This window comes from Saccharothrix syringae, from assembly GCF_009498035.1.
GTDB classification, from domain to species: Bacteria; Actinomycetota; Actinomycetes; order Mycobacteriales; family Pseudonocardiaceae; genus Actinosynnema; species Actinosynnema syringae.
Genome location: NZ_CP034550.1, coordinates 719,179 through 739,923, shown reverse-complemented (window position 1 = coordinate 739,923; position 20,745 = coordinate 719,179). Strand labels below are relative to the sequence as shown.

The following is a 20,745-nucleotide window of genomic DNA, read 5'->3' as shown; positions in this document are numbered from 1 at the left end:
CCTTCTCACGACCGCGATGAAGTCCCCGTGACGGGGCTCACCACCAGGGAGTCGAGGAAGTGCGCGCACCAGTCGAGCAGTTCCTGGTCGCGCAGCTGCGGTGCGCCCATCCGGCCGCCCGCCGCGCCCTCGGTCGGCCTGGGCACGGTGACGGTGGACGTCGCCTGCTTGTGGACCGCCTTGGGGAACAGCCGCCGCAGCCGCACCAGCTGGCTGTCCTTGAGGTCCATCGGCGCGAACCGGATGTTCTGCCCCATCATCGCGACCTCGGTCACGCCGTGCTCCCGGCACCGCTGCCGGAACCGGGCCACGGCCAGCAGCCGGTCCACCGGCAGCGGCGGGGTGCCGTAGCGGTCCCTGAGCTCGTCGCGCACCGCCTCCAGCGCCGCCTCGTCGCCCGCCGCCGCGATCTTGCGGTACGCCTCCAGCCGCAGCCGCTCGCCCGGCACGTACTCGTGCGGGATGTGCGCGTCGACCGGCAGGTCGACCCGGACCTCGGCCAGCTCCTCCTCCGCGTCCGTGCCCGCGCCCGCGTGCCGCCGGAACGCCTCCACGGCCTCGCCGACCAGCCGCACGTACAGGTCGAAGCCGACGCCGGCGATGTGCCCGGACTGCTCGGCGCCCAGGATGTTGCCCGCGCCGCGGATCTCCAGGTCCTTCATGGCCACGGCCATGCCCGCGCCCAGCTCGGTGTTCTGCGCGATGGTGGCCAGCCGGTCGTGCGCGGTCTCGGTCAGCGGCGCCTCGGGCGGGTACAGGAAGTAGGCGTAGCCGCGCTCCCGGCCGCGGCCGACGCGCCCGCGGAGCTGGTGCAGCTGGGACAGGCCCAGCATGTCGCCGCGCTCCACGATCAGGGTGTTGGCGTTGGAGATGTCCAGGCCGGTCTCCACGATCGTGGTGCACACGAGCACGTCGTACTCGCGCTCCCAGAAGCCCTGGATGATCTTCTCCAGCTTGTCCTCGTTCATCTGGCCGTGCGCGGTGACCACGCGGGCCTCGGGCACCAGCTCGCGGATGCGGCGGGCGGCCTTCTCGATCGACGACACCCGGTTGTGCACGTAGAACACCTGGCCGTCGCGCAGCAGCTCGCGGCGGATCGCGGCGCCGACCTGCTTGTCGTCGTACGGGCCGACGTAGGTCAGGATCGGGTGCCGCTCCTCGGGCGGGGTGAGGATGGTGGACATCTCGCGGATGCCCGCCAGCGACATCTCCAGGGTGCGCGGGATCGGCGTGGCGGACATGGTGAGCACGTCCACGTGCGTGCGCAGCGCCTTGATGTGCTCCTTGTGCTCGACGCCGAACCGCTGCTCCTCGTCCACGACGACCAGGCCCAGGTCCTTGTAGCGCAGGCCCTTCTGGAGCAGGCGGTGGGTGCCGATGACGATGTCGACCTCGCCGTCGGCCAGGCCCGCGACGGTCTGCTCGGCCTCCGTCGGGTCGGTGAACCGCGACAGGCCCCTGATCTTGACCGGGAACGCCCGCATGCGCTCGGTGAACGTGTTCAGGTGCTGCTGGGCCAGCAGCGTGGTGGGCACCAGCACCACCACCTGCTTGCCGTCCTGCACGGCCTTGAACGCCGCGCGCACCGCGATCTCGGTCTTGCCGTAGCCGACGTCGCCGCAGATCACCCGGTCCATCGGGACGCCGCGCTCCATGTCGGCCTTGACCTCGTCGATCGCGGCCATCTGGTCCGCGGTCTCGGTGAACGGGAACGCGTCCTCCAGCTCCCGCTGCCACGGCGTGTCGGGCCCGAACGGGTGGCCGGGCGCGGACTGGCGGGCGGCGTAGAGCTGCACCAGCTCGGCGGCGATCTGCTTGACCGCCTTCTTCGCCTTGGCCTTGGTGTTCTTCCAGTCGCTGCCGCCGAGCCTGTTGAGCGTGGGCAGCTCGCCGCCGACGTAGCGGGACACCTCGTCGAGCTGGTCGGTGGGCACGAACAGCCGGTCGCCGGGCTGGCCGCGCTTGGACGAGGCGTACTCCAGCACCAGGTACTCGCGGGTCGCGCCGGCGACCGTGCGCTGCACCATCTCCACGTACTTGCCGATGCCGTGCTGCTCGTGCACCACGAAGTCGCCTGCCTTGAGCGCCAGCGGGTCCACCGCGTTGCGGCGGCGGCTGGGCATGCGGCGCATGTCCTTGGTCGACGTGCCGCCGCGCCCGCCGGTCAGGTCGGTCTCGGTGAGCACGACCAGGGCCAGCTCGGGCAGCGCGAACCCGTCCTCCAGCGCGCCCCGGACCACGGTGACGGTGCCCGGCCGCGGCGCCTCGGTGAGGGCGTCCGCGCAGGTGGCGTCGACCTCGGCCTCGCGCAGCTGCTCGGTGGCGCGCTGGGCGGTGCCCGCGCCGGGCACGACGAGCACGGCCGTGCCGCCGGACGCGGTGTGCGCGCGCAGGTCGGCGAACGCCCGCTCGACGTCGCCCTGGTACGCCTCGACGTGCTTGAACTCCATCCGCAGCACGTCGGCGCCCTCGGTGGTGAGCCGGCTCAGCGTCCACCACGGCCGGCCGGCCGCCCGCGCGGCCCCCGCGACCTCGTCCAGGCCCCGGTAGGCCGAGGCGCCGAGGTCGATGGGCGCCTTGCCGCCGCCGGCCGCGGCCATCCAGGACGCCTCCAGGAACTCCTGGCCGGTGCGCACCAGGTCGTGGGCGCGGGCGCGGATCTTCTCCGGGTCGTTGAGCACCACGTGCGTGCCCTCGGGCACCACGTCGGTGAGCAGTTGCAGCCGCCCCTCGCACAGGGCCGGGATCAGGGCCTCCATGCCCTCCGACGCGATGCCGTTGGCCAGCTTCTCCAGCATCTCGTGCAGCTGGGCGTCGGCCTCGTGCGCCGCGGCCAGCTCGGCCGCCCGCGCCCTGACCTGGTCGGTGAGCAGCAGCTCCCGGCACGGCGGCGCGGTGAAGGAGGCGACCTCGTGCGGCAGGGAGCGCTGGTCGGCGACGGAGAACGGGCGGATCTCGCTGACCTCGTCGCCCCAGAACTCCACCCGCAGCGGGTGCTCGGCGGTCGGCGGGAACACGTCCAGGATGCCGCCGCGCACGGCGAACTCGCCGCGCTTCTCGACCATGTCCACGCGGGTGTAGGCCAGGTCGGCCAGGTCGGTGAGCAGCTGCTCGAAGTCGTGCTCGGCGCCGACCGCCAGGTCGACGGGCGCCAGCTCGCCCAGGCCGGGTGCCATCGGCTGGATCAGGCTGCGGACGGTGGTGACCACGACGCGCAGCGGGTCGTCGCCGGGGTGGGCCAGCCGGCGCAGGACCTGCAGGCGGGCGCCGACGGTGTCCGCGCGCGGCGACAGGCGCTCGTGCGGCAGCGTCTCCCAGGACGGGAACAGCGCGACCTGGCCGGGGCCGATCAGGTCGCACAGGACGTCGCGCAGCTCCTCGGCCTCGCGGCCGGTGGCGGTGACCGCCAGCACCGGGGTGCTGCTCGCCAGGGCCGCGGCGACCAGCGGCCGGGCCGCGGGCGGGCCCTCCAGCTCCAGTCCGGGCACGCCGACGGAGTCGACGAGGGCGCGCAGCGCCTTGTCGGGCAGGACGGCGGTCAGCAGGCCGGACAGCGGGCCGGGCTGGGGCATCGCGGTGGCTCCCGGAGGCGTGTCGAGGAGTGGGGGGAGAGAGACGACAGACCCCTGCCCGGGACCTCGGAGCCGCCGGGAGGGGTTCTCTGGTCGTCAAGCCTACGACCCCCGCCGACGTGGTGCCCGTGGATTGCGCCGGCCGGCCCGCCCACCGGCGGGCCAGTGGAGCCAGATCACTCGTTCGTGTCGATGTCGGGAGGACCGACGGCCCGAAGCGGACCCGAAGCCGGCGGTGCGCCGCGGTGCCGGCAGACGGCGAACGCACATCAGGCTTGGCATGCTGTTCGCCATGCGCCGCGTCGTCGGATTTGCCGCTGTCGTCGTATTGGCCGGGTGCTCCGCCGAGAGCGCCGGGACGGCGCCGCCCACCACCTCACCCGAGGGCCTGAAGGTCGAGGTGGTGGCGTCCGGCCTGACCCACCCGTGGGACGTGGGCTTCCTGCCCGACGGGCGCATGCTCGTGCCCCAGCGCCCCGGCCGGATCGCCCTGGTCGGGAAGGACGGGCGGGTCGGCGAGGTCGCGGCCGACCTCGGCGACGTGGCGGCGCGCGGCGAGGGCGGCCTGATGAGCCTGGTCGTGCACCCCGACTTCGCCACCTCGCGGCGGTTCACCACCTGCTTCAACACCGCCGAGGACGTGCGGCTGGTCACCTGGGTCCTGGACGGCGACCGGGCGACCCGGGTCCGGGACCCGCTGCTGGCCGGCCTGCCCAGCAACCCCAGCGGGCGGCACTCCGGCTGCCGGATGGCCCTGGACAACGACGGCAACCTGCTGATCGGCACCGGCGACACGGCGCGGGCGAACGTCCCGCAGGACCGGGGCAGCCTCGGCGGCAAGGTGCTGCGGGTCGACCTGGACACCGGCGAGGGCGTGCCCGGCAACCCGTTCGGCGACCGGATCTACACCTACGGCCACCGCAACGTCCAGGGCGTGGCCGTGCGCGAGGACGGCGTGGTGTTCACCGCCGAGCACGGCCCCGACGTCGACGACGAGGTCAACGCGCTCAAGCCGGGCGGCAACTACGGCTGGGACCCCTCGCGGGGCGGCACGGTCGGCGGCTACGACGAGGACGTGCCGATGACCGACCTGGAGCGGTTCCCGGACGCGGTGCCCGCCGCGTGGTCGTCGGGCGACCCGACCGAGGCGATCTGCGACGCGGCGTTCCTGCGCGGCGAGCAGTGGGGCGACCTGGCCGGCGTGCTGGCGGTGACCGCGCTCAAGGGCACGAAGCTGCTGCTGTTCACCGTCACCCAGGAGGGCGGCGTGCACTCGGTGGCGGTCCCGCCGGAGCTGGACGGCACGCACGGCCGGCTGCGCGGCGCGGAGCTGGGGCCGGACGGCGCGCTGTACGTGACCACGTCCAACGGCCGGGGCGACGAGCTGCTCAGGATCACCCGCGCCTGAGGGGTCCCGCCGGGTGGTCGGCGGCGGGTTCCTTCAGCGGCGGGTGCGCAGCCGGGGCTTGTGGTCCATGTGCGACAGGCCCTTCCACGCCAGGTTGACCAGGTGCGCGGCCACCTCGTCCTTCTTCGGCTTGCGCACCTCCAGCCACCACTGGCCGGTCAGCGCCACCATGCCGACGAGGGCCTGGCTGTAGAGCGGGGCGAGCTTGCGGTCGTAGCCCTGCCGGGAGAAGTGCAGGCCCAGGATCGACTCGACCTGGGAGGCGATGTCGTTGAGCAGGGAGGAGAACGTGCCGCTGGAGGAGGCCACCGGCGAGTCGCGGACCAGGATGCGGAAGCCGTCGGTGGAGCCCTCGATGTAGTCGAGCAACGCGCACGCGGCCTGTTCCAGCAGCTCGCGGGGGTGCCCGCCGGACAGGGCGTTGACGATGTGGTCCATCAGCGACTGCATCTCGCGGTCCACCACGACCGCGTAGATGCCCTCCTTGCCGCCGAAGTGCTCGTAGACCACGGGCTTGGACACGCCGGCCCGGTGCGCGATCTCCTCGATCGAGGTGACCTCGAAACCCTTCTCGGCGAACAGCGCGCGCGCCACGTCGAGCAGCTGCTCCCGCCGCTCCTTGCCGGTCATCCGCACCCGCGGCACCGGTGCCTCGTCGTCGCGCCGTCTGCCTGCCACCCACCCCACACTAAACACCCGCCCCCCGCGCCGGGCGCGAGGGGCGGGTGCCCAGGTCACTTCTTGGCGGTGATCCGGGCCAGCCGCTGCTCGGTGGGCCAGCGCACGTTGGTCGCCCAGCCCAGCTTCTCGAACACCCAGATGAGCCGCGCGGAGGTGTCGATCTGGCCGCGCTTGACGCCGTGCCGGGCGCACGTCGGGTCGGCGTGGTGCAGGTTGTGCCAGGACTCGCCGAAGCTCAGGATGGCCAGCGCCCACACGTTGGCGGAGCGGTCGCGGGCGGCGAACGGGCGGTCGCCGACCATGTGGCAGATCGAGTTCACCGACCAGGTCACGTGGTGCAGGAACGCCACCCGGACCAGGCCCGCCCAGAAGAACGCGCTCAGCGCGCCGGCCCAGGACATGGTGATCAGGCCGCCCAGCGCGGCGGGGGCGAGCAGGCTGATCGTGGTCCACAGCGGGAACAGCTTGTCGATGCGCACCAGGTCCTCGTCGGCCAGCAGGTCCGGCGCGAAGCGGGCGGCGTTGGTCTGGTCGCGCTCGAACAGCCAGCCCATGTGGGCGTGCCAGAAGCCCTTGGCCAGGGCGACCGGGCCGGTGCCGAACAGCCACGGCGAGTGCGGGTCGCCCTCGCGGTCGGAGAAGGCGTGGTGGCGGCGGTGGTCGGCGACCCAGACGATCACCGGGCCCTGCAGCGCCATGCTGCCCGCGATCGCCAGCGCGATCTTCAGCGCGCGGTTGGCCTTGAACGAGCCGTGGGTGAAGTAGCGGTGGTAGCCGATCGTCACGCCGAGGCCCGCGATGTAGTAGAAGGCCACGAACAGCGCCACGTCGACCCAGCCGAGGCCCCAGCCCCAAGCGAGCGGAACGGCCGCGAGCAGCGCCAGGAACGGCACGATGACGAACACGTACACGCTGAACTGCTCAACGTGCCCGCGTCGTCCGTCGACCAAGGGCTTGGGCCCTCGTTCTTGGGGACCTTGCGGCCTGCTCTCAAGGGTGCTGGTCATACATCTACCTCATCGTCGTCAAAGCTACTTACGGAACCGTAACTTACGGAAGCGTAAGTTAGGTGGCGCCGGTCCCGCCACAGTTGGGCGGAAAGTCACGGCGTGTTCTCAGGAAGCCGGGCGTGTCGATCAAGCCGGGGGCATCATTCGGTGATGGGATCTCCGAACGTCCGCGGCCGGCGCCGCCCGCGGATCGTCCTGATCGCGCTGGCGGCCGTGTCGGTGCTGCTGGGCGGGGGTGTGCTGGGCGCGGGCTGGTACTACAGCGGCGAGCTGCTGGAGCCGGCCGAGGCGCGCCCGGGCTACCACGACGTGGTGATCTCCTCGGCCGGCGGGACGGTCTCGCTGGTTGAGTCCCGGGTCACGGTGCTGCCGGGCACGTGGGGGCTGGCGTGGCCGGGCGGCGGGGCGAGGGTCGGCGCGGTGACCGGGCGGTCCGGGGGCACCGTGGTGCGCGAGCTGGAGGGCGAGGCGCCGCCCGACGGCACGTCGGTGCGGCTGGAGGCGGCGGTGTGGTCGACCGACCCCCGCACCGCCCACGGCCTGGATTACACGGACGTGCGAATCCCGACCGAACTCGGCGACGCCCCGGCGTGGCTCGTCCCGGCGACGTCGCCCACCTGGGTCGTCGCCGTACACGGTCGGGGCGGGTCCCGGACCGAGGCGCTGCGGGTCGTACCGACGCTGCACGACCTCGGGTTACCCGTTCTGGCCGTGACCTACCGCAACGACGAGGGAGCCCCCCGTTCGCCCGACGGGTTGTACCACCTGGGTGACACCGAGTGGCGGGACGTGGAGGCCGCGGTGCGGTACGCGCGGGCGCACGGCGCGCGCGAGGTCGTGCTGTACGGGTGGTCGATGGGCGGCGCGATCGTGGGGCAGTTCCTGGGACGCTCGGCGGAGGCCGGCGCGGTGGTGGCCGCGGTGCTCGACGCGCCCGTGGTGAGCTGGCGGAAGACCCTGGAGGCGCAGGCGCGCGACCGGGGGCTGCCCGGCCGGTTGGCGCCGGTGGCGGAGCTGGTCTCGGACTGGCGGGCGGACCTGGAGTTCCACCGCTTCGAGCTGGTCGAGCACCCGCCCGCGCACCGCCCGCCGACCCTGCTGTTCCACGGCGGCGCGGACGGCACCGTGCCCGTGGGCGCGTCGCGGGACCTGGCCACCGCCGCGCCCCGCCTGGGCTGGCCCGTGCGGTACGTCGAGGTGCCGGGGGCCGAGCACACCGCCGAGTGGAACGTGGACCCCGGGGCGTACGAGGAGGTGCTGGCGGAGTTCCTGGGGTCGGTCGGGGGTGCCCGTTGAGCCGGTCGGGTCGCCGCCCGGCTACGCAAGGTAGTTGTGGGCATGACTGTTCAAGGTTCAACACCGGTGTGCCTGCACTAAAAGACCGTCGTCACCCACAGGGGTTGACCTGGGGAAACACGATAAGTCATGATCGCGCTACCGAGGGCGTGCCGCCAGTTGAGTGGTGGTGCTGACCTTCGAGGGGCACTCGTGACAACATGTGTTCGCGCGGCCGGGGTCGCCCTCGGCCGTTCCGCCATGGTGTAAAGGCAGCACCTCGGATTTTGGTTCCGATGGTCCAGGTTCGAATCCTGGTGGCGGAGCGAGGGTCGGGTCGGGGCGTCCGGGTCGGCCGCCCTGCGTCTGCATGGGGGTGGAAGTCGCTGCACGGGGAAGCGGTCGACGAGCAGGGCAACGTGGCGCCGGCGCTCCACGAGATGTCCGACGCGTGGCTGGTCGGCCGCGCGAGCGAGCTCGTGGCCGTGGCCCAGAGCAGCCACCTGTCGGACCAGCTCGACGCCGCCCACGAGGTCGACGAGATCCTGGCCGAGGCGCAGGGCCGCGGTGAGCCGAGGATCGTCGGCCAGCTCCTGCGCGCGGCGGCGGTGGTCCGGATCGTCACCCCCGGCCTGGTCGACCTGTCGGACTCGGTCCTGGACGAGATGCTGGCGCACTGCCGCCGGCACGGCCTGGTGGTGCTGGAGGCCGAGGCGCACGCGCTGCGCGGCCGCCGGTACCTGCTGGGCGGGTTCGAGGACAAGGCGCTCACCGAGGTCGCCAGCGGCCTGGCCATGCTGGAGGAGGACCTCAGCCCCGACCCGGTGATGGACAAGCGCACCTGGGACCGGCTGCTCGCCTCCGCGCTCCAGACCACCGGCCTGGTGCTCACCCAGCTGGGCGTCTACGAGATGGCGAACGAGGTGCTGGCGCGCGCCCACAACGCGATCCGCGACAGCGCCAACCCGCACCTGATCTACGTGCACCTGGTCAACCGCGCCCGCCTGCTCATCGGCTGGGGCCTGCGCCTGGAGCGGGTGGACAACCTGGAGGAGGCCGCCGACCGGTTCGCCACCGCCTCGGCCATCGCCACCGCCGCCGAGCTGCCGTTCCGCGAGTCGCTGCACCCGGGCCGCCGGGACCGCTCGGCCGCCGAGCAGGTGCCGGTGATCGGCGCGGCCCACGCGCTGGCCAAGCCCGGCGCCGAGCACATCTCGCGGCTGTGGAGCCTGCGCGAGCTGGCCATGTACGCGCGGGAGCTGATCATCGTCTCCATCGCGCTGGCCCGCTGCCTGGAGCTGGAGGAGCTGCCGCAGCAGGCGCTGCAGGTGCTGCACGACGCCCGCGGCCGGCTGGAGCACGACACCTCCGAGCCGACCCTGATGCTGTGCCTGACCCGCGAGTTCGCCCGCATGTCCGGCCCGAAGGGCGAGCGCACCATCTCCGCGCTCCAGACCTACGCCAACGCGCTGGAGGTCGAGCTGTGGCTGATGCAGGAGGCCCGCACCGCCACCCTGCTCACCCGCCGCGACCACGAGCGGCTGACCCGGGCGCACGGCGCCATCGCCCAGCAGGCCCTCCAGGACCCGCTCACCGGGCTGCCCAACCGCCGCGCGCTGGACGACCGCCTGGCCGCGCTGATCAACGCCCAGACCCACCCGATGGCCATCGCGCTGGTCGACCTGGACGGGTTCAAGGTGGTCAACGACAAGCACTCGCACGCCGAGGGCGACGACGTGCTGCGCGTGATTGCCAGCACACTCCGGCAGGCCCTGCGGGGTGACGACCTGGTGGCCCGCTACGGCGGCGACGAGTTCGTCGTGCTGCTGCCCGGGGCGCCCCTGCACGCCGCCGAGGCGGCGCTGGGCCGGGCCGTGGACGCGGTGGCGGACCTGCCCTCCGACCTGTCCAGGGGCGTGACGCTGTCGGTCGGCGTGATCTCCGTGCGGCCCCGCGAGGCGGCCCACGCGGCGCTGGCCCGGGCCGACTCCGCGATGTACGCGGCGAAGCGCAGAGGTGGCTGCCAGGTTGCCGCCGTGGAGGGCGAGCCGTCCGCGGAGGCTTAGTATCAGCACCTGGCGGGACGCCAGGCCCTCCCGCTGCAAGGCACGCACCTAGCTAGGGAGAGCGCTGATGCTAGAGGGTGTCCCCACCCCGGTCAGCACGATCGTCCTCGCGGCGGGTGAAGGCACCCGCATGCGCTCAGCCACCCCCAAGGTCCTGCACCGCATCGCCGGCCGCTCCCTCGTGGAGCACGCGGTGCGCGCGGCCGCGGGGACCGATCCGGACCACCTGGCCGTCGTGGTCGGCCACGGCCGCGCGGCCGTGACCGAGCACCTGGACTCGCTGTCCGCCGCGCTGGACCGCAAGGTCACCACCGCGGTGCAGGAGGAGCGGAAGGGCACCGGGCACGCGGTCGGCTGCGGCCTGGCCGAGCTGCCCGCCGACCTCGGCGGCACGGTCGTGGTGACCTACGGCGACACCCCGCTGCTCGACTCCGGGACCCTGCGCGCGCTGCTCGCCGAGCACGGCGCGAAGGGCAACGCGGTGACCGTGCTGACCGCCCGGGTGGCCGACCCCACCGGGTACGGGCGGATCGTGCGGTCGGCCTCCGGCGAGGTCGAGGCCATCGTCGAGCAGAAGGACGCCACCGCGGAGCAGCTCGCGATCGCGGAGGTCAACTCGGGCGTGTACGCGTTCGACGCGGCCGTGCTGCGCGACGGGCTCTCCCGGCTGTCCACCGACAACGCCCAGGGCGAGCTGTACCTGACCGACGTGCTGGCCATCGCGCGCTCGGATGGCGGGCGCGTGGGCGCGCTCGTCACCGCCGACCCGTGGCTGGTCGAGGGCGTCAACGACCGGGTGCAGCTGGCGCGCCTGGGCGCGGAACTGAACCGGCGCCTGGTCGAGGCCGCGATGCGCGCGGGCGCGACCGTGGTCGACCCGGCCACCACCTGGCTCGACGCGGACGTGCGGCTGGGCCGGGACGTGCTGGTCGAGCCCGGCGTGCAGCTGCGCGCGGGCACCGTGGTCGGCGAGGGCGCGGTGATCGGCCCGGACACCACGCTGAGCGGGTGCGTGGTCGGCGCGGGCGCGTCCGTGGTGCGCACGCACGGCACCGGCGCGGAGGTCGGCGCGGGCGCGTCCGTGGGGCCGTTCGCGTTCCTCCGGCCGGGCACGCGGCTGGGCGCCGACGGCAAGATCGGCGCGTTCGTCGAGGTCAAGAACTCCGACATCGGCACCGGCTCCAAGGTGCCGCACCTGAGCTACATCGGCGACGCCACCATCGGCGAGCACTCCAACATCGGCGCGGCGAGCGTCACGGTGAACTACGACGGGGTGAACAAGCACCGCACCACGATCGGGTCCTACTGCCGCACCGGCTCGGACAACATGTTCGTCGCGCCGGTGACCGTGGGGGACGGCGCGTACACCGGCGCCGGGACCGTGGTGCGGCGGGACGTGCCGCCGGGGGCCCTGGCGGTCTCCGGCGGCCCGCAGCGGAACTTCGCGGGCTGGGTGGTCTCCCGGCGGCCGGGCACGGCCGCCGCCGAGGCGGCGGAACGCGCCTCCACGCCCGAGAATGCAGGCACAACCGAAGAAGGGCGCTGACGTGAACCCCACGATGGCCGGGACGCCGAAGAAGAACCTGATGCTGTTCGGGGGGCGGGCCTATCCCGAGCTGACCGAGCAGGTGGCCAAGCACCTGAACGTGTCGGTCACCCCGCAGTCGGCGTACGACTTCGCCAACGGCGAGATCTTCGTGCGCTTCGAGGAGAGCGTGCGCGGCTGCGACGCGTTCGTGGTCCAGTCGCACTGCGCGCCCATCAACCAGTGGCTGATGGAGCAGCTGATCATGGTGGACGCGCTCAAGCGCGCCTCCGCCAAGCGGATCACCGTGATCATGCCGTTCTACCCGTACGCGCGGCAGGACAAGAAGCACCGCGGCCGCGAGCCGATCTCCGCCCGCCTGGTGGCGGACCTGTTCAAGACCGCGGGCGCCGACCGGCTGGTGGCCGTCGACCTGCACACCGCGCAGATCCAGGGCTTCTTCGACGGCCCGGTGGACCACCTGTGGGCCATGCCGCTGCTCGCCGAGCACATCCGCAACAAGTACGCGGGCCAGGAGCTGACCGTGGTCTCGCCGGACGCGGGCCGCACCAAGCTGGCCGAGAAGTGGGCGGACACCCTGGGCGGCGCGCCCATCGCGTTCATCCACAAGACGCGCGACCCGCTGCGCCCGAACGAGGTCGTGGCCAACCGCGTGGTCGGCCAGGTGCGGGACCGCCTGTGCGTGGTGATCGACGACATGATCGACACCGGCGGCACCATCACCAAGGCGGTCGAGCAGCTGCTCGCCGAGGGCGCGTCCGACGTGGTCATCGCGGCGACCCACCCGGTCCTGTCGGGCCCGGCGGTGGAGCGGTTGCAGGAGTGCGGCGCGCGTGAGGTGGTGTTCACCGACACGCTGCCGATCCCGGCCGAGAAGCGGTTCGAGGCGATGACGGTGCTGCCGATCGCGCCGCTGCTGGCGCGCGTGATCCAGGAGGTCTTCGAGGACGGCTCGGTGACCTCGCTGTTCGACGGCAACGCCTGACGCCCGCCCGACGCGGAGGGGCCCCGGCCGCGGGTGCGGTCGGGGCCCCTCGTCGTGCGGGGTGTCAGCGCCCGTGGCGGGAGGCGTCGGTGTCGGTGCGCTCCTCGCGCGGCGTCACCTCGTGCCCGGCCTCGGGGGTGGCCGGGCCGGGCACCTGCTCGGTGCCGGTCACCGCGTACTCGCGCAGCCGGGCCCGGCCCGCCTCGCGCCGCTCGGCGCCCACCCGCGGGTGCTCCTCCGAGCGGGTCGTGGCGTGGTCCGCGCGGTGGCGGGCGACCGTGTCACGAGCCGTGTCGCGAGCCGCGTGGCGGGCGGTCCCGTGGTCGGTCGTGCCGGCCTGCCGCTGCCCGGCGCCCAGGCCGTAGTGGTCGTAGAGCCGCCGCTCCTCGTCGCTGTCGAGGTGGTCGTCGGAGGCGTCCACGTTCGGCGCGTCCTTCACCTGGTCCTCGCGGTAGGGCGTGCGCAGCTCGCCGCCGGGCCCCTCGGTCAGCCCCCGGATCGGCAGGAACGACCGCCGCAGCCCGAACAGGCCGGTGTTGACCGACACCCGGCCGGGGCCGCTGTCGTCGTCGGCGAACCACACCTGCTCGACGGTGCCGATCTTGTCGCCGTTCGGGTCGAGGACCTCGCGGTGGTGCCAGTGGGTGGCGCGTTCCAGGACGTTGGTCATGAGCTGTCCGTCATTCCTCCCCCCGCGCCGGCCCCCGGGGCCGGCCGTGCGTGCGGGTCGAGTGCAGTCGGTCCTTCCGGTCCACCCGTGCGGTGCACGGGTGGTCAGAGGTCGCGGGCGGGACCGCCGGCGGTCGGCAGGTCGCCCGTCATCCGGCCGGTCGCCGGGATGTGCTGGGTCGGGGCGTCGGCGGGGTTCGGCGCGGTGGTGGCCCGGTGGGCGTCCTCGCGGCCGCGCCGGTACGCCTCCGCGTGGGCCCTGGCCTGCGGGATCTCGGTCTCGGCGCGGCTCAGCCAGCGCTCCCAGCGCTGCTGCATCGGGCGGACCAGGCCGCCGCCGACGCCGATCACGGCGATGCCGCCGAGGGTGGCCAGGACGGTGATCAGCACCGGGGTCGTCACGGTGGTGGCGACGCCGATCTGGTTGAGCGCGGCGATCACCCCGAGGCCGATGATGAAGATCGACGCCGCGTTGGCCACGACCCGGCCGTAGGACAGGCCGCCCAGGGCGCTGCCCACCAGCTCCTTGACCGCCTTGGCGATCGCGGCCGCCACGACGACGATCACGACGGCCACGGCGGCGCGCGGCAGCCAGGCCACGATGCCGGTGAGCAGGGCGGAGACGGGGTTCGGGCCCCACACGCCGAACGCGACCTGCAGCGTGATCAGCAGCACGGCGTAGTAGACGAGCCTGGCGATGACGTCGGAGGCGTCGTACTCGGAGCGGGCCAGCGCCTGCTTGACCCCGCCGCGCTCGACCACCCGGTCGAACCCGACGCGCTCCAGCACCTTGTCCACGACCTTGGCCAGGGCCTTGGCCACGAACCACCCGATCAGCAGGATCAGCAGGAAGCCGACCAACCTGGGCACGAAGGTGATCACCGCCCGCCAGGCGTCCGAGACGCCCTGGCCGAGGTCGACGGCGGCGAGTGTCGTTGACGACATGCCGTTCCTTCCTGAACTCACCGGATCGTGTGTCCCCGAACCTCGCGGTCGAGGCCGGTCGCCCCTTCGGCTACCCCTGGAGGGTGACGATCCACCACCCGATCGGCTCATCACCCGGTTGACGCAGGGCAATCGGCCATTTCGGACATTAATTCCACGCAGCGTGTCCCGACCTGCGCGTTTGCCGAACCACCCGACCGGGAAGTGCCCCCGGTTGGGCCGCGCCAGGCGCCCGGCCTACACTGGTCGGGTTGCCTCGGCGAGGGCGAGCTCCATGCTCGGCGTGATCGACGCGGCGGTGTCGTGATGCCGCGCGTGTCCACCCTCCGCGCCGCCCGCCGTCGAAGGCCGACAGCCCGCTTCGCACCCCGCCCGACGTACAAAGGCCAGACCGTTAGGAGAGCCCCACCGTGTCCGAGGTCCGTCTCGCCGCAGAGCAGCGCACCGAGTTCGGCAAGGGCGCCGCCCGCCGCACCCGCCGCGCCGGCAAGATCCCCGCGGTGCTCTACGGCCACGGTTCCGACCCGAAGCACCTGGCCCTGCCGGCGCTCGAGTTCGCCCGTGTCGTCCGTGAGCACGGTCAGAACGCAGTTCTCACGCTGGACATCGACAACGCCAGCGAACTCGCGCTGACCAAGACCGTCACCACGCACCCCATCAAGAACTACATCGAGCACGTCGACCTGCTGCTGGTGCAGCGGGGCGAGAAGGTCACCGTCGAGGTGCCCGTGCTCGTCACCGGCGAGCCCGCCTCGGGCACGCTGGTCACGCAGGACCTGACCACCATCCAGGTGGAGGCCGAGGCCCTGCACATCCCCGAGCAGGTCGAGCTGTCCGTCGAGGGCGCCGAGGCGGGCACCCAGGTGCACGCCTCCGACCTGCAGCTGCCGCAGGGCGTCACCCTGGCCGGCGACGCCGAGGCGCTGGTCCTGGCCGTCGGCGCCGCGCCGAGCGCCGCGGAGCTGGAGGGCGACACCGCCGAGCAGCCCGCCCAGGGCGACGTCGTCGAGGCCACCGAAGAAGGCTGAGCCCATCACGTCGGGCAGTTCGGACGGCACGCCTCCCCCGCCTCACGGCTGGGGTGGCGTGCCGTTCCCGTACCTCAGCCCGGCGCAGGTGCGGCGGATGCGGTTCCCGCACAAGCGGGGCCGCGGCTACGACCCCGCGCAGGTCGACGCGTTCGCCCTGCGCATCGCCGACGCGCTGGCCGGGCGCACCCCGCTGCTGCCCGACCAGGTGCGCGCGGTCGTGTTCAACGAGGTGCCCGGCGGCTACGACCAGCGCGCCGTGGACGACTTCCTGGCGGCCCTGGAGCACCAGCTGCGCGCGGGCCACGTGCCGCCGACGACCCTGCAGACCGGGGACGCCCTGCTGGCGGTGAAGCTGCCCCGGGCGGCGGGGGGCTACGATCGCGGCGAGGTCGACGCGTTCCTCGGCCGGGCCGCCGCCACGCTGGACGGCCGGGGCCGGATGACCTCCGGCGAGGTCCGCCACACCCGGTTCAGCACCACGTCGGGCCTGCGGCGCGGGTACCGGGTGCGCGAGGTCGACGCCCTGTTGGACGAGCTTGAGCAGGAGTTGCGGTTCCGTGGCCGATGAGCTGCACCTGGTCGTGGGGTTGGGCAACCCCGGCCCCAAGTACGAGGGCAACCGGCACAACGTGGGCTTCCTGGTGCTGGACGTGCTCGCCGACCGCGTGGGCGGCCGGTTCAAGGCCCACAAGGGCGGCGCGGAGGTGGTCGAGGGCCGGCTGGCCGGCCGCCGGGTCGTGCTCGCCAAGCCGCGCGGCTACATGAACACCTCCGGCGGGCCCGTGGCGGGCACCGCGAAGTTCTACAAGGTGCCGCCCGCGTCGATCGTCGTGGTGCACGACGAGCTGGACCTGCCGTTCGGCACGGTGCGCCTCAAGCTCGGCGGCGGGGAGAACGGGCACAACGGGCTGCGGTCGATCACCAAGTCGCTGGGCACCAAGGACTACCACCGGGTGCGCTTCGGCATCGACCGGCCGCCGGGCCGGATGGACCCGGCCGACTACGTGCTGCGCGACTTCTCCGCGGTCGAGCGCAAGGAGCTGGCCTTCGAGCTGGACCGCACGGCCGACGCGGTCGAGGCGCTGCTGGAGCTGGGGCTGGAAGGCGCCCAGAACAAGGTGCACTGAGCGGGGTGGGCTGAACCGCGGGCGCGCTGAACGCGGGCGCGCCGAGCGGGGTGCGCCGACCAGGCCGTGCCGACGACCCGGCCGCCGCGGACCGCGACCGTGCACCGGTGCGCCGCCCGGTTCTCGCCCACCCACGCCGAGCAGCGGGGCGCGAACCCCTCCGGGGCCGTCGGGACGGCGCCGCGGCTCTCCCGCGCCCACCGCGGCCCGGCGACGGCGGGCAGGTCCCCCGGCCGGGCGGGGCGGATCCCGGTCGGCGTCATGGCCCCACCCCGCCGATCACCGGTCGACGCCACCGGGGCCGTCGTCCGCCACGCGCCCGAACCGGGCGAGCAGGTGCCAGACCCTCTTCAGGTCCTGGGCCTCGTAGTCGCCCGCGCGGCTCCCGATCACCTCGGGCGTGAGCCACCCCTCCACCGCGACCTCCTCCCCCAGCGCGGTGAACCGGGGCCCGCGGTAGTCGGGGTGGCGGCGCAGCTCGTCGACGTGCAGGCGGAAGCCCGGGTGCCACTCGACCGCGCAGGGCAGGCGCCGCGCGGCCGCCTCGACGGGCGTGCCGCGGTAGGACGGGTCGAGCACCAGCGCCTCGACGTCGGCCGCCACCGCCACCCGGCCGTGGACGTGGGCCTCGACGTAGTCGTCCAGCGCGTCCCGGTCGTCGGCGAGGGCGACCTCGACCAGGGACATCCGGTCGGCCACCCCGAACAGCTCCGGCTCCTCGACGCTGTCGGGGTAGCAGAAAGTGGTGCGCTCCAACACCTCCGGGCGCAATCGGAGGTGTGACGAGCCGAAGCGCGGCGACGCACCGTACGGGCTCCGCCGGATGTCGAGCCCGCCGTAGACCGGCCGCTCGTGCGCCGGCGCGTCGTCGTAGGCGCCGCCGAACATGCGGCTCTCCCAGCGCCACCGGTCCCCGCCCGGGAACGCGGTCAGCCCGCCGTTGCCCGTGCCGGTGACGAACTGGGACGCGTACGCGCCCGTCTCGACCAGGCCCGGCACCACCCGCTCGGGGTGGAAGTGGAGCGTCACGCGCAGGGCGCGGTCGAGGGGCGGGCCCGCCGACCGCGCCGCCACGTGGGCGAGCGCCCGCTCGGCCGGCGTCACCCGGCGGCGGGCACCAGGGACGCCGCGGCGGCGCGGCGCAGCTTGCCCGACGGGGTCTTGGGCAGGCTGCCCGGCTTGAGCACGACCACCGAGAACGGCCGCAGCCCGACCGCGTCCACGACCCGCGCGCCGACCTCCTTGGACAGGGCGCGCACCGCCTCGTCGTCGCCGGCGAGCCTGGACTCGACCACCACGGCGAACCGCTCGCGCCGGGTGCCCGCGTCCAGCCGCACCGCCACCGCGTTGCCCGCGCGCACGCCCTCGACCGAGGTGGCGGCGCGCTCGATGTCGGTCGGGTAGATGTTGCGGCCGCCCATGATGATCACGTCCTTGCGGCGCCCGCAGACCACGACCTGCCCGTCGACCAGGTAGCCCTCGTCGCCGGTGTCGAGCCAGCCCTCGGCGTCCCGGGTGGCCACCGGGCCGTCCACGGTGAGGTAGCCCGGGGTCACGGCCTCGCCGCGCACCCGCAGCCGGCCGACGCGCCGCTCCCCGAGCACCGCGCCGGCCTCGTCCACGACCTGCACCTCCAGGCCCGGCAGCGGCGGGCCGAGCAGCGGGAACGCCCGCGCGTTGGGGTGCCCGGGGTCGACCGGCACGGCGTGCTTGCCCGCCTCCAGCTCCTCGGGGTCGACCACGTCCACGGCCATGCCGGTGAACACCGGTGCGAAGGCCACGCCCAGCGCGGTCTCGGCCATGCCGTAGGCGCACAGCACGCACTCCGGGCGCAGGCCGAACCGCGCGCCCTCGTCGGTGAACGCCCGCACCGCGGCCGGGTCGATGGGCTCGGCGCCGTTGAGCGCGATGCGGAGCCTGGACAGGTCGAACGCGCCGTCGTCGACGTTGCGGGTGCGGCGGGCGACGATGGCGTAGGCGAAGTTCGGCGCGGCGGTGATGGTGCCGCCGTAGCGGCTGATCAGGTCCGGCCACAGGGTCGGGCGGGCCAGGAAGTCGGCGGGGGTGACCTTGACCAGGTCGATGCCGAACAGCATGGGCACGGTCAGGAAGCCGACCATGCCCATGTCGTGGAACAGCGGCAGCCACGACACCATCACGTCGGACTCCGGGTCGAGCGCGGCCGCGGTGCGCATGGCGGTGGCGTTGGACCACAGGTTGCCGTGGGTGATGCGGACGGCCTTCGGGTCGGCGGTGGAGCCGCTGGTGAGCTGGAGCAGGGCGGGCAGGTCCTCGTCGACCTCGACCGGCGCGGGCAGCGGGTCGCCGTCCAGCTCCTCCAGCCTGCGGTAGGCCACGCCGTGCTGCTCCAGCACGCCCGCCAGCGCGTCGAACGGGGCGCCGAGCAGCACCAGCTTGGCGTCGATCATGTTCAGCACGCGCAGGGTGTCCTCGGCCCACTCGGCGAGGTCGGTGCGGGCGGTGGGCTGGTGCAGCATGGTCGTGCTCGCGCCCGCGAGCCAGACCGCCTGCACGGTCGGCGCGATGGCCGCCGGGTCGCCCGCGAGGACGGCGATCGAGTCGCCGCGCGCCACGCCGCCGGCCACGAGCGCGCCCGCCGCGCGGGTGGCGCGCTCGTGCACCTCCAGCCACGACCGGCGGACCGGGTCGCCCGGCTCCCCCGTGGTCATGCCACGCGCTCGCCCCAGGGCGCCCGCGGCGGTTGCCACCATCGTGTCCACGAACCGGCTCATGAGCGCCAGGGTAGATCGGCACGAGGGCAATCATTGAGCCGATAGGGCGAAACATACGGGGCCCCGTCCCGCGATACTCCCCGGTACATCACACGAAGGAGGTAATTGGGTGGCCGGGTTCGACGCTCGTCAGCACACGCCTGCGCATCCGGCGCCGCTGTTGAGCGCGCAGGATCTGCGGCAGGTCGCCTTCCACCGCCCCCCTCCCGGCCGGCCGGGGTACGACGAGGGCCAGGTGGACGCCTTCCTCGACCGGGTCGAGGCGACCCTGCTGGGTCGGGACGACGTGACCGAGCGGGACGTGCGCACGGTCCGGTTCAGACCCGCGGTGCCCGGCTACCACGCCACCGAGGTCGACGCCTTCATGGACCTCGTCGCGGAGACCCTGGGTTCGACGCCGCAGCGCCGCCAGGCCGCCGCGCCCGCCCGGGGCGCGCACGCCACGTCGACCGGGATGCGCCCCGCGCCGGGGCTGACGCCCCAGGACGTGCGCGGCGTGCGGTTCCACAAGCCCCGCCCCGGCAACCGCGGGTACCACGAGGGCGAGATCGACGCGTTCCTGGAGCGGATCGAGGACACCCTGGCGGGCCGGGACGGCCTGACCGCGCTGGAGGTGCAGGAGAAGCGGTTCGGCTACGCCCCGCCGGGCATGGTCGGGTACGACGAGGACGACGTGGACACGTTCCTCGACCTGGTCGTGGTGACGCTGGAGCGCCGACCGCCGCCGGCCTCCCAGCGCAAGCCCGACTCGCGCCCGCCCGTGCAGCGCGCGTCCGCCTCGTCGCCCGGGTTCAAGCCGGCCTCCGCCTCGTCGCCCGCGCTCCGGCCCGCCTCCGCCTCGTCACCCGGGCTCCGGCCCGCCTCCGCCTCGTCACCCGGGCTCGCCCCCGTGCACCCGATCACGCCGCCGGTGCGGCCGCGCCCCGGCCCCGGCACCCGGCCGCTGACCGCGCGGGACGTGCGGACCGCGTCGTTCGGCAAACCGCCGCGCGGCCGCCGCGGCTACCAGGAGTCCCAGGTCGACCGGTTCCTGGACCGCGTGGAGAACACCCTGCTCGGGCAGGACGACCTGACCGCGCGGGAGGTGCGCGAGGTCCGCTTCAGCCGCCCCATGTTCGGGCGGCGCGGGTACGACGAGACCGAGGTGGACGCGTTCCTGGCGAGGGTGGAGAAGCAGCTCGCCGACGGGCCGCCGGACCCGGCCTCGCTGCCCCCGATCACGTCCTGGAAGCAGCTGCGCCGGCTCAAGGTGCCCCTGGCCGGACCCGCGGCGCGCGGCTACCGGACCTCGCAGGTGGACCGGCTGCTGGAGGAGGTCGGCATCGCCCTGGACGGCATGGTCGGCGCGTCGTCGGCCGAGGTGGCCAAGACCAGGTTCGCCCACTCGCTCATGCCGGGCCAGGGCTACGACTGCGCGTTCGTCGACGAGCTGATGCCGCTGCTGGTGGCGGAGCTGCGCAAGCGGGGCAGGTAGCGGCGGGGCCGGCCGCGGCGACGCGAACGGCCCCGTGCCACGCCGGCGGACTCCGGGGCGGACGGCCGGGTCGTCGCGGGAGCGGGGCGGCGTTGACGCCGCGCCGGTGGGTCGGCTGGGTGGACACGAGCCCGGCCGACAGCTCCGCCGGGTCCGGCCGGGCGCTGCCCGCCACCCGGAGGTCGGTGAAGTCGCCGGCTCGT

Annotated in this window: 16 protein-coding genes and 1 tRNA gene; 10 read left to right on the top strand and 7 right to left on the bottom strand. The window is 73.8% G+C overall.

Annotated features, from left to right (window positions below):
* Window positions 1-5 precede the first annotated feature (5 nt).
* Entirely contained in the window at window positions 6-3,572 is a 3,567-nt protein-coding gene (gene mfd, locus EKG83_RS03510; RefSeq protein WP_033429958.1) for a transcription-repair coupling factor, read from the bottom strand.
* A gap of 292 nt (window positions 3,573-3,864) precedes the next feature.
* Between mfd and EKG83_RS03505 the strand changes: the two genes are divergently transcribed.
* Window positions 3,865-4,980 (top strand): PQQ-dependent sugar dehydrogenase, encoded by a 1,116-nt coding sequence (locus EKG83_RS03505; RefSeq protein WP_033430005.1) that lies wholly within the window; start codon window positions 3,865-3,867, stop codon window positions 4,978-4,980.
* A 33-nt stretch (window positions 4,981-5,013) separates the two neighbouring features.
* Here the strand turns inward: EKG83_RS03505 and EKG83_RS03500 are convergent, their stop codons facing one another.
* Window positions 5,014-5,610, bottom strand: a complete 597-nt coding sequence (locus tag EKG83_RS03500; protein WP_051765325.1) for a TetR/AcrR family transcriptional regulator — start codon at window positions 5,608-5,610, stop codon at window positions 5,014-5,016.
* Window positions 5,611-5,714: 104 nt separating this feature from the next.
* Entirely contained in the window at window positions 5,715-6,668 is a 954-nt protein-coding gene (locus EKG83_RS03495) for an acyl-CoA desaturase (RefSeq protein WP_084716253.1), read from the bottom strand.
* A gap of 153 nt (window positions 6,669-6,821) precedes the next feature.
* Between EKG83_RS03495 and EKG83_RS03490 the strand changes: the two genes are divergently transcribed.
* The 5 genes from EKG83_RS03490 to EKG83_RS03470 all read left to right on the top strand — a co-directional run bounded on the left by EKG83_RS03490 (window position 6,822) and on the right by EKG83_RS03470 (window position 12,543).
* Window positions 6,822-7,967, top strand: coding sequence for an alpha/beta hydrolase family protein (locus EKG83_RS03490; RefSeq protein WP_051765314.1), 1,146 nt, complete (start codon window positions 6,822-6,824; stop codon window positions 7,965-7,967).
* A 234-nt stretch (window positions 7,968-8,201) separates the two neighbouring features.
* Window positions 8,202-8,272: transfer RNA gene (locus tag EKG83_RS03485), tRNA-Gln, on the top strand.
* A 93-nt stretch (window positions 8,273-8,365) separates the two neighbouring features.
* Window positions 8,366-10,012 (top strand): GGDEF domain-containing protein, encoded by a 1,647-nt coding sequence (locus EKG83_RS03480; RefSeq protein WP_033429955.1) that lies wholly within the window; start codon window positions 8,366-8,368, stop codon window positions 10,010-10,012.
* 67 nt (window positions 10,013-10,079) lie between these two features.
* The gene (glmU, locus tag EKG83_RS03475) at window positions 10,080-11,558 is read left to right on the top strand and encodes a bifunctional UDP-N-acetylglucosamine diphosphorylase/glucosamine-1-phosphate N-acetyltransferase GlmU (RefSeq protein WP_033429954.1); all 1,479 of its coding nucleotides are present in this window, start codon (window positions 10,080-10,082) and stop codon (window positions 11,556-11,558) included.
* A gap of 13 nt (window positions 11,559-11,571) precedes the next feature.
* Entirely contained in the window at window positions 11,572-12,543 is a 972-nt protein-coding gene (locus EKG83_RS03470) for a ribose-phosphate diphosphokinase (RefSeq protein ID WP_033430003.1), read from the top strand.
* A gap of 64 nt (window positions 12,544-12,607) precedes the next feature.
* Here the strand turns inward: EKG83_RS03470 and EKG83_RS03465 are convergent, their stop codons facing one another.
* Both EKG83_RS03465 and EKG83_RS03460 read right to left on the bottom strand, forming a co-directional pair.
* Window positions 12,608-13,213 carry a DUF2382 domain-containing protein gene (locus EKG83_RS03465; protein ID WP_051765312.1) on the bottom strand — a complete coding sequence of 202 codons (606 nt, stop codon included), beginning with the start codon at window positions 13,211-13,213 and terminating at the stop codon, window positions 12,608-12,610.
* Window positions 13,214-13,317: 104 nt separating this feature from the next.
* Window positions 13,318-14,157, bottom strand: a complete 840-nt coding sequence (locus EKG83_RS03460; RefSeq protein ID WP_084716252.1) for a mechanosensitive ion channel family protein — start codon at window positions 14,155-14,157, stop codon at window positions 13,318-13,320.
* Between the two features lie 410 nt (window positions 14,158-14,567).
* Here EKG83_RS03460 and EKG83_RS03455 point away from each other — a divergent pair, with 410 nt between their 5' ends.
* The 3 genes from EKG83_RS03455 to pth are packed head-to-tail and all read left to right on the top strand — an operon-like array spanning window position 14,568 to window position 16,315.
* A complete protein-coding gene (locus tag EKG83_RS03455) occupies window positions 14,568-15,185 on the top strand; it encodes a 50S ribosomal protein L25/general stress protein Ctc (RefSeq protein ID WP_033429953.1) in 618 nt (205 codons plus the stop codon).
* 58 nt (window positions 15,186-15,243) lie between these two features.
* On the top strand, window positions 15,244-15,756 hold the full coding sequence (locus EKG83_RS03450; protein WP_051765310.1) for a DivIVA domain-containing protein: 513 nt from the start codon (window positions 15,244-15,246) through the stop codon (window positions 15,754-15,756).
* Window positions 15,746-16,315 (top strand): aminoacyl-tRNA hydrolase, encoded by a 570-nt coding sequence (pth, locus tag EKG83_RS03445; protein ID WP_084716251.1) that lies wholly within the window; start codon window positions 15,746-15,748, stop codon window positions 16,313-16,315. Before EKG83_RS03450 ends, pth begins: the two co-directional genes overlap by 11 nt.
* A 279-nt stretch (window positions 16,316-16,594) precedes the next feature.
* Here the strand turns inward: pth and EKG83_RS03440 are convergent, their stop codons facing one another.
* Window positions 16,595-17,419, bottom strand: a complete 825-nt coding sequence (locus tag EKG83_RS03440; RefSeq protein ID WP_033429951.1) for a DUF3626 domain-containing protein — start codon at window positions 17,417-17,419, stop codon at window positions 16,595-16,597.
* The gene (locus EKG83_RS03435; RefSeq protein ID WP_033429950.1) at window positions 17,416-19,068 is read right to left on the bottom strand and encodes a fatty acyl-AMP ligase; all 1,653 of its coding nucleotides are present in this window, start codon (window positions 19,066-19,068) and stop codon (window positions 17,416-17,418) included. The genes EKG83_RS03440 and EKG83_RS03435 overlap by 4 nt, the downstream gene beginning before the upstream one ends.
* A 160-nt stretch (window positions 19,069-19,228) precedes the next feature.
* Here EKG83_RS03435 and EKG83_RS49375 point away from each other — a divergent pair, with 160 nt between their 5' ends.
* Window positions 19,229-20,542, top strand: a complete 1,314-nt coding sequence (locus EKG83_RS49375) for a DivIVA domain-containing protein (protein ID WP_322746629.1) — start codon at window positions 19,229-19,231, stop codon at window positions 20,540-20,542.
* The last annotated feature ends 203 nt before the right edge of the window (window positions 20,543-20,745 follow it).

Excerpts from the sequence above, each read along its gene's own strand:
- mfd (WP_033429958.1), bottom strand. The coding sequence starts at position 3,572 with ATGCCCCAGCCCGGCCCGCTGTCCGGCCTGCTGACCGCCGTCCTGCCC.
- EKG83_RS03505 (WP_033430005.1), top strand. The coding sequence starts at position 3,865 with ATGCGCCGCGTCGTCGGATTTGCCGCTGTCGTCGTATTGGCCGGGTGC.
- EKG83_RS03500 (WP_051765325.1), bottom strand. The coding sequence starts at position 5,610 with ATGACCGGCAAGGAGCGGCGGGAGCAGCTGCTCGACGTGGCGCGCGCG.
- EKG83_RS03495 (WP_084716253.1), bottom strand. The coding sequence starts at position 6,668 with ATGACCAGCACCCTTGAGAGCAGGCCGCAAGGTCCCCAAGAACGAGGG.
- EKG83_RS03490 (WP_051765314.1), top strand. The coding sequence starts at position 6,822 with ATGGGATCTCCGAACGTCCGCGGCCGGCGCCGCCCGCGGATCGTCCTG.
- glmU (WP_033429954.1), top strand. The coding sequence starts at position 10,080 with ATGCTAGAGGGTGTCCCCACCCCGGTCAGCACGATCGTCCTCGCGGCG.
- EKG83_RS03470 (WP_033430003.1), top strand. The coding sequence starts at position 11,572 with ATGGCCGGGACGCCGAAGAAGAACCTGATGCTGTTCGGGGGGCGGGCC.
- EKG83_RS03465 (WP_051765312.1), bottom strand. The coding sequence starts at position 13,213 with ATGACCAACGTCCTGGAACGCGCCACCCACTGGCACCACCGCGAGGTC.
- EKG83_RS03460 (WP_084716252.1), bottom strand. The coding sequence starts at position 14,157 with ATGTCGTCAACGACACTCGCCGCCGTCGACCTCGGCCAGGGCGTCTCG.
- EKG83_RS03435 (WP_033429950.1), bottom strand. The coding sequence starts at position 19,068 with ATGAGCCGGTTCGTGGACACGATGGTGGCAACCGCCGCGGGCGCCCTG.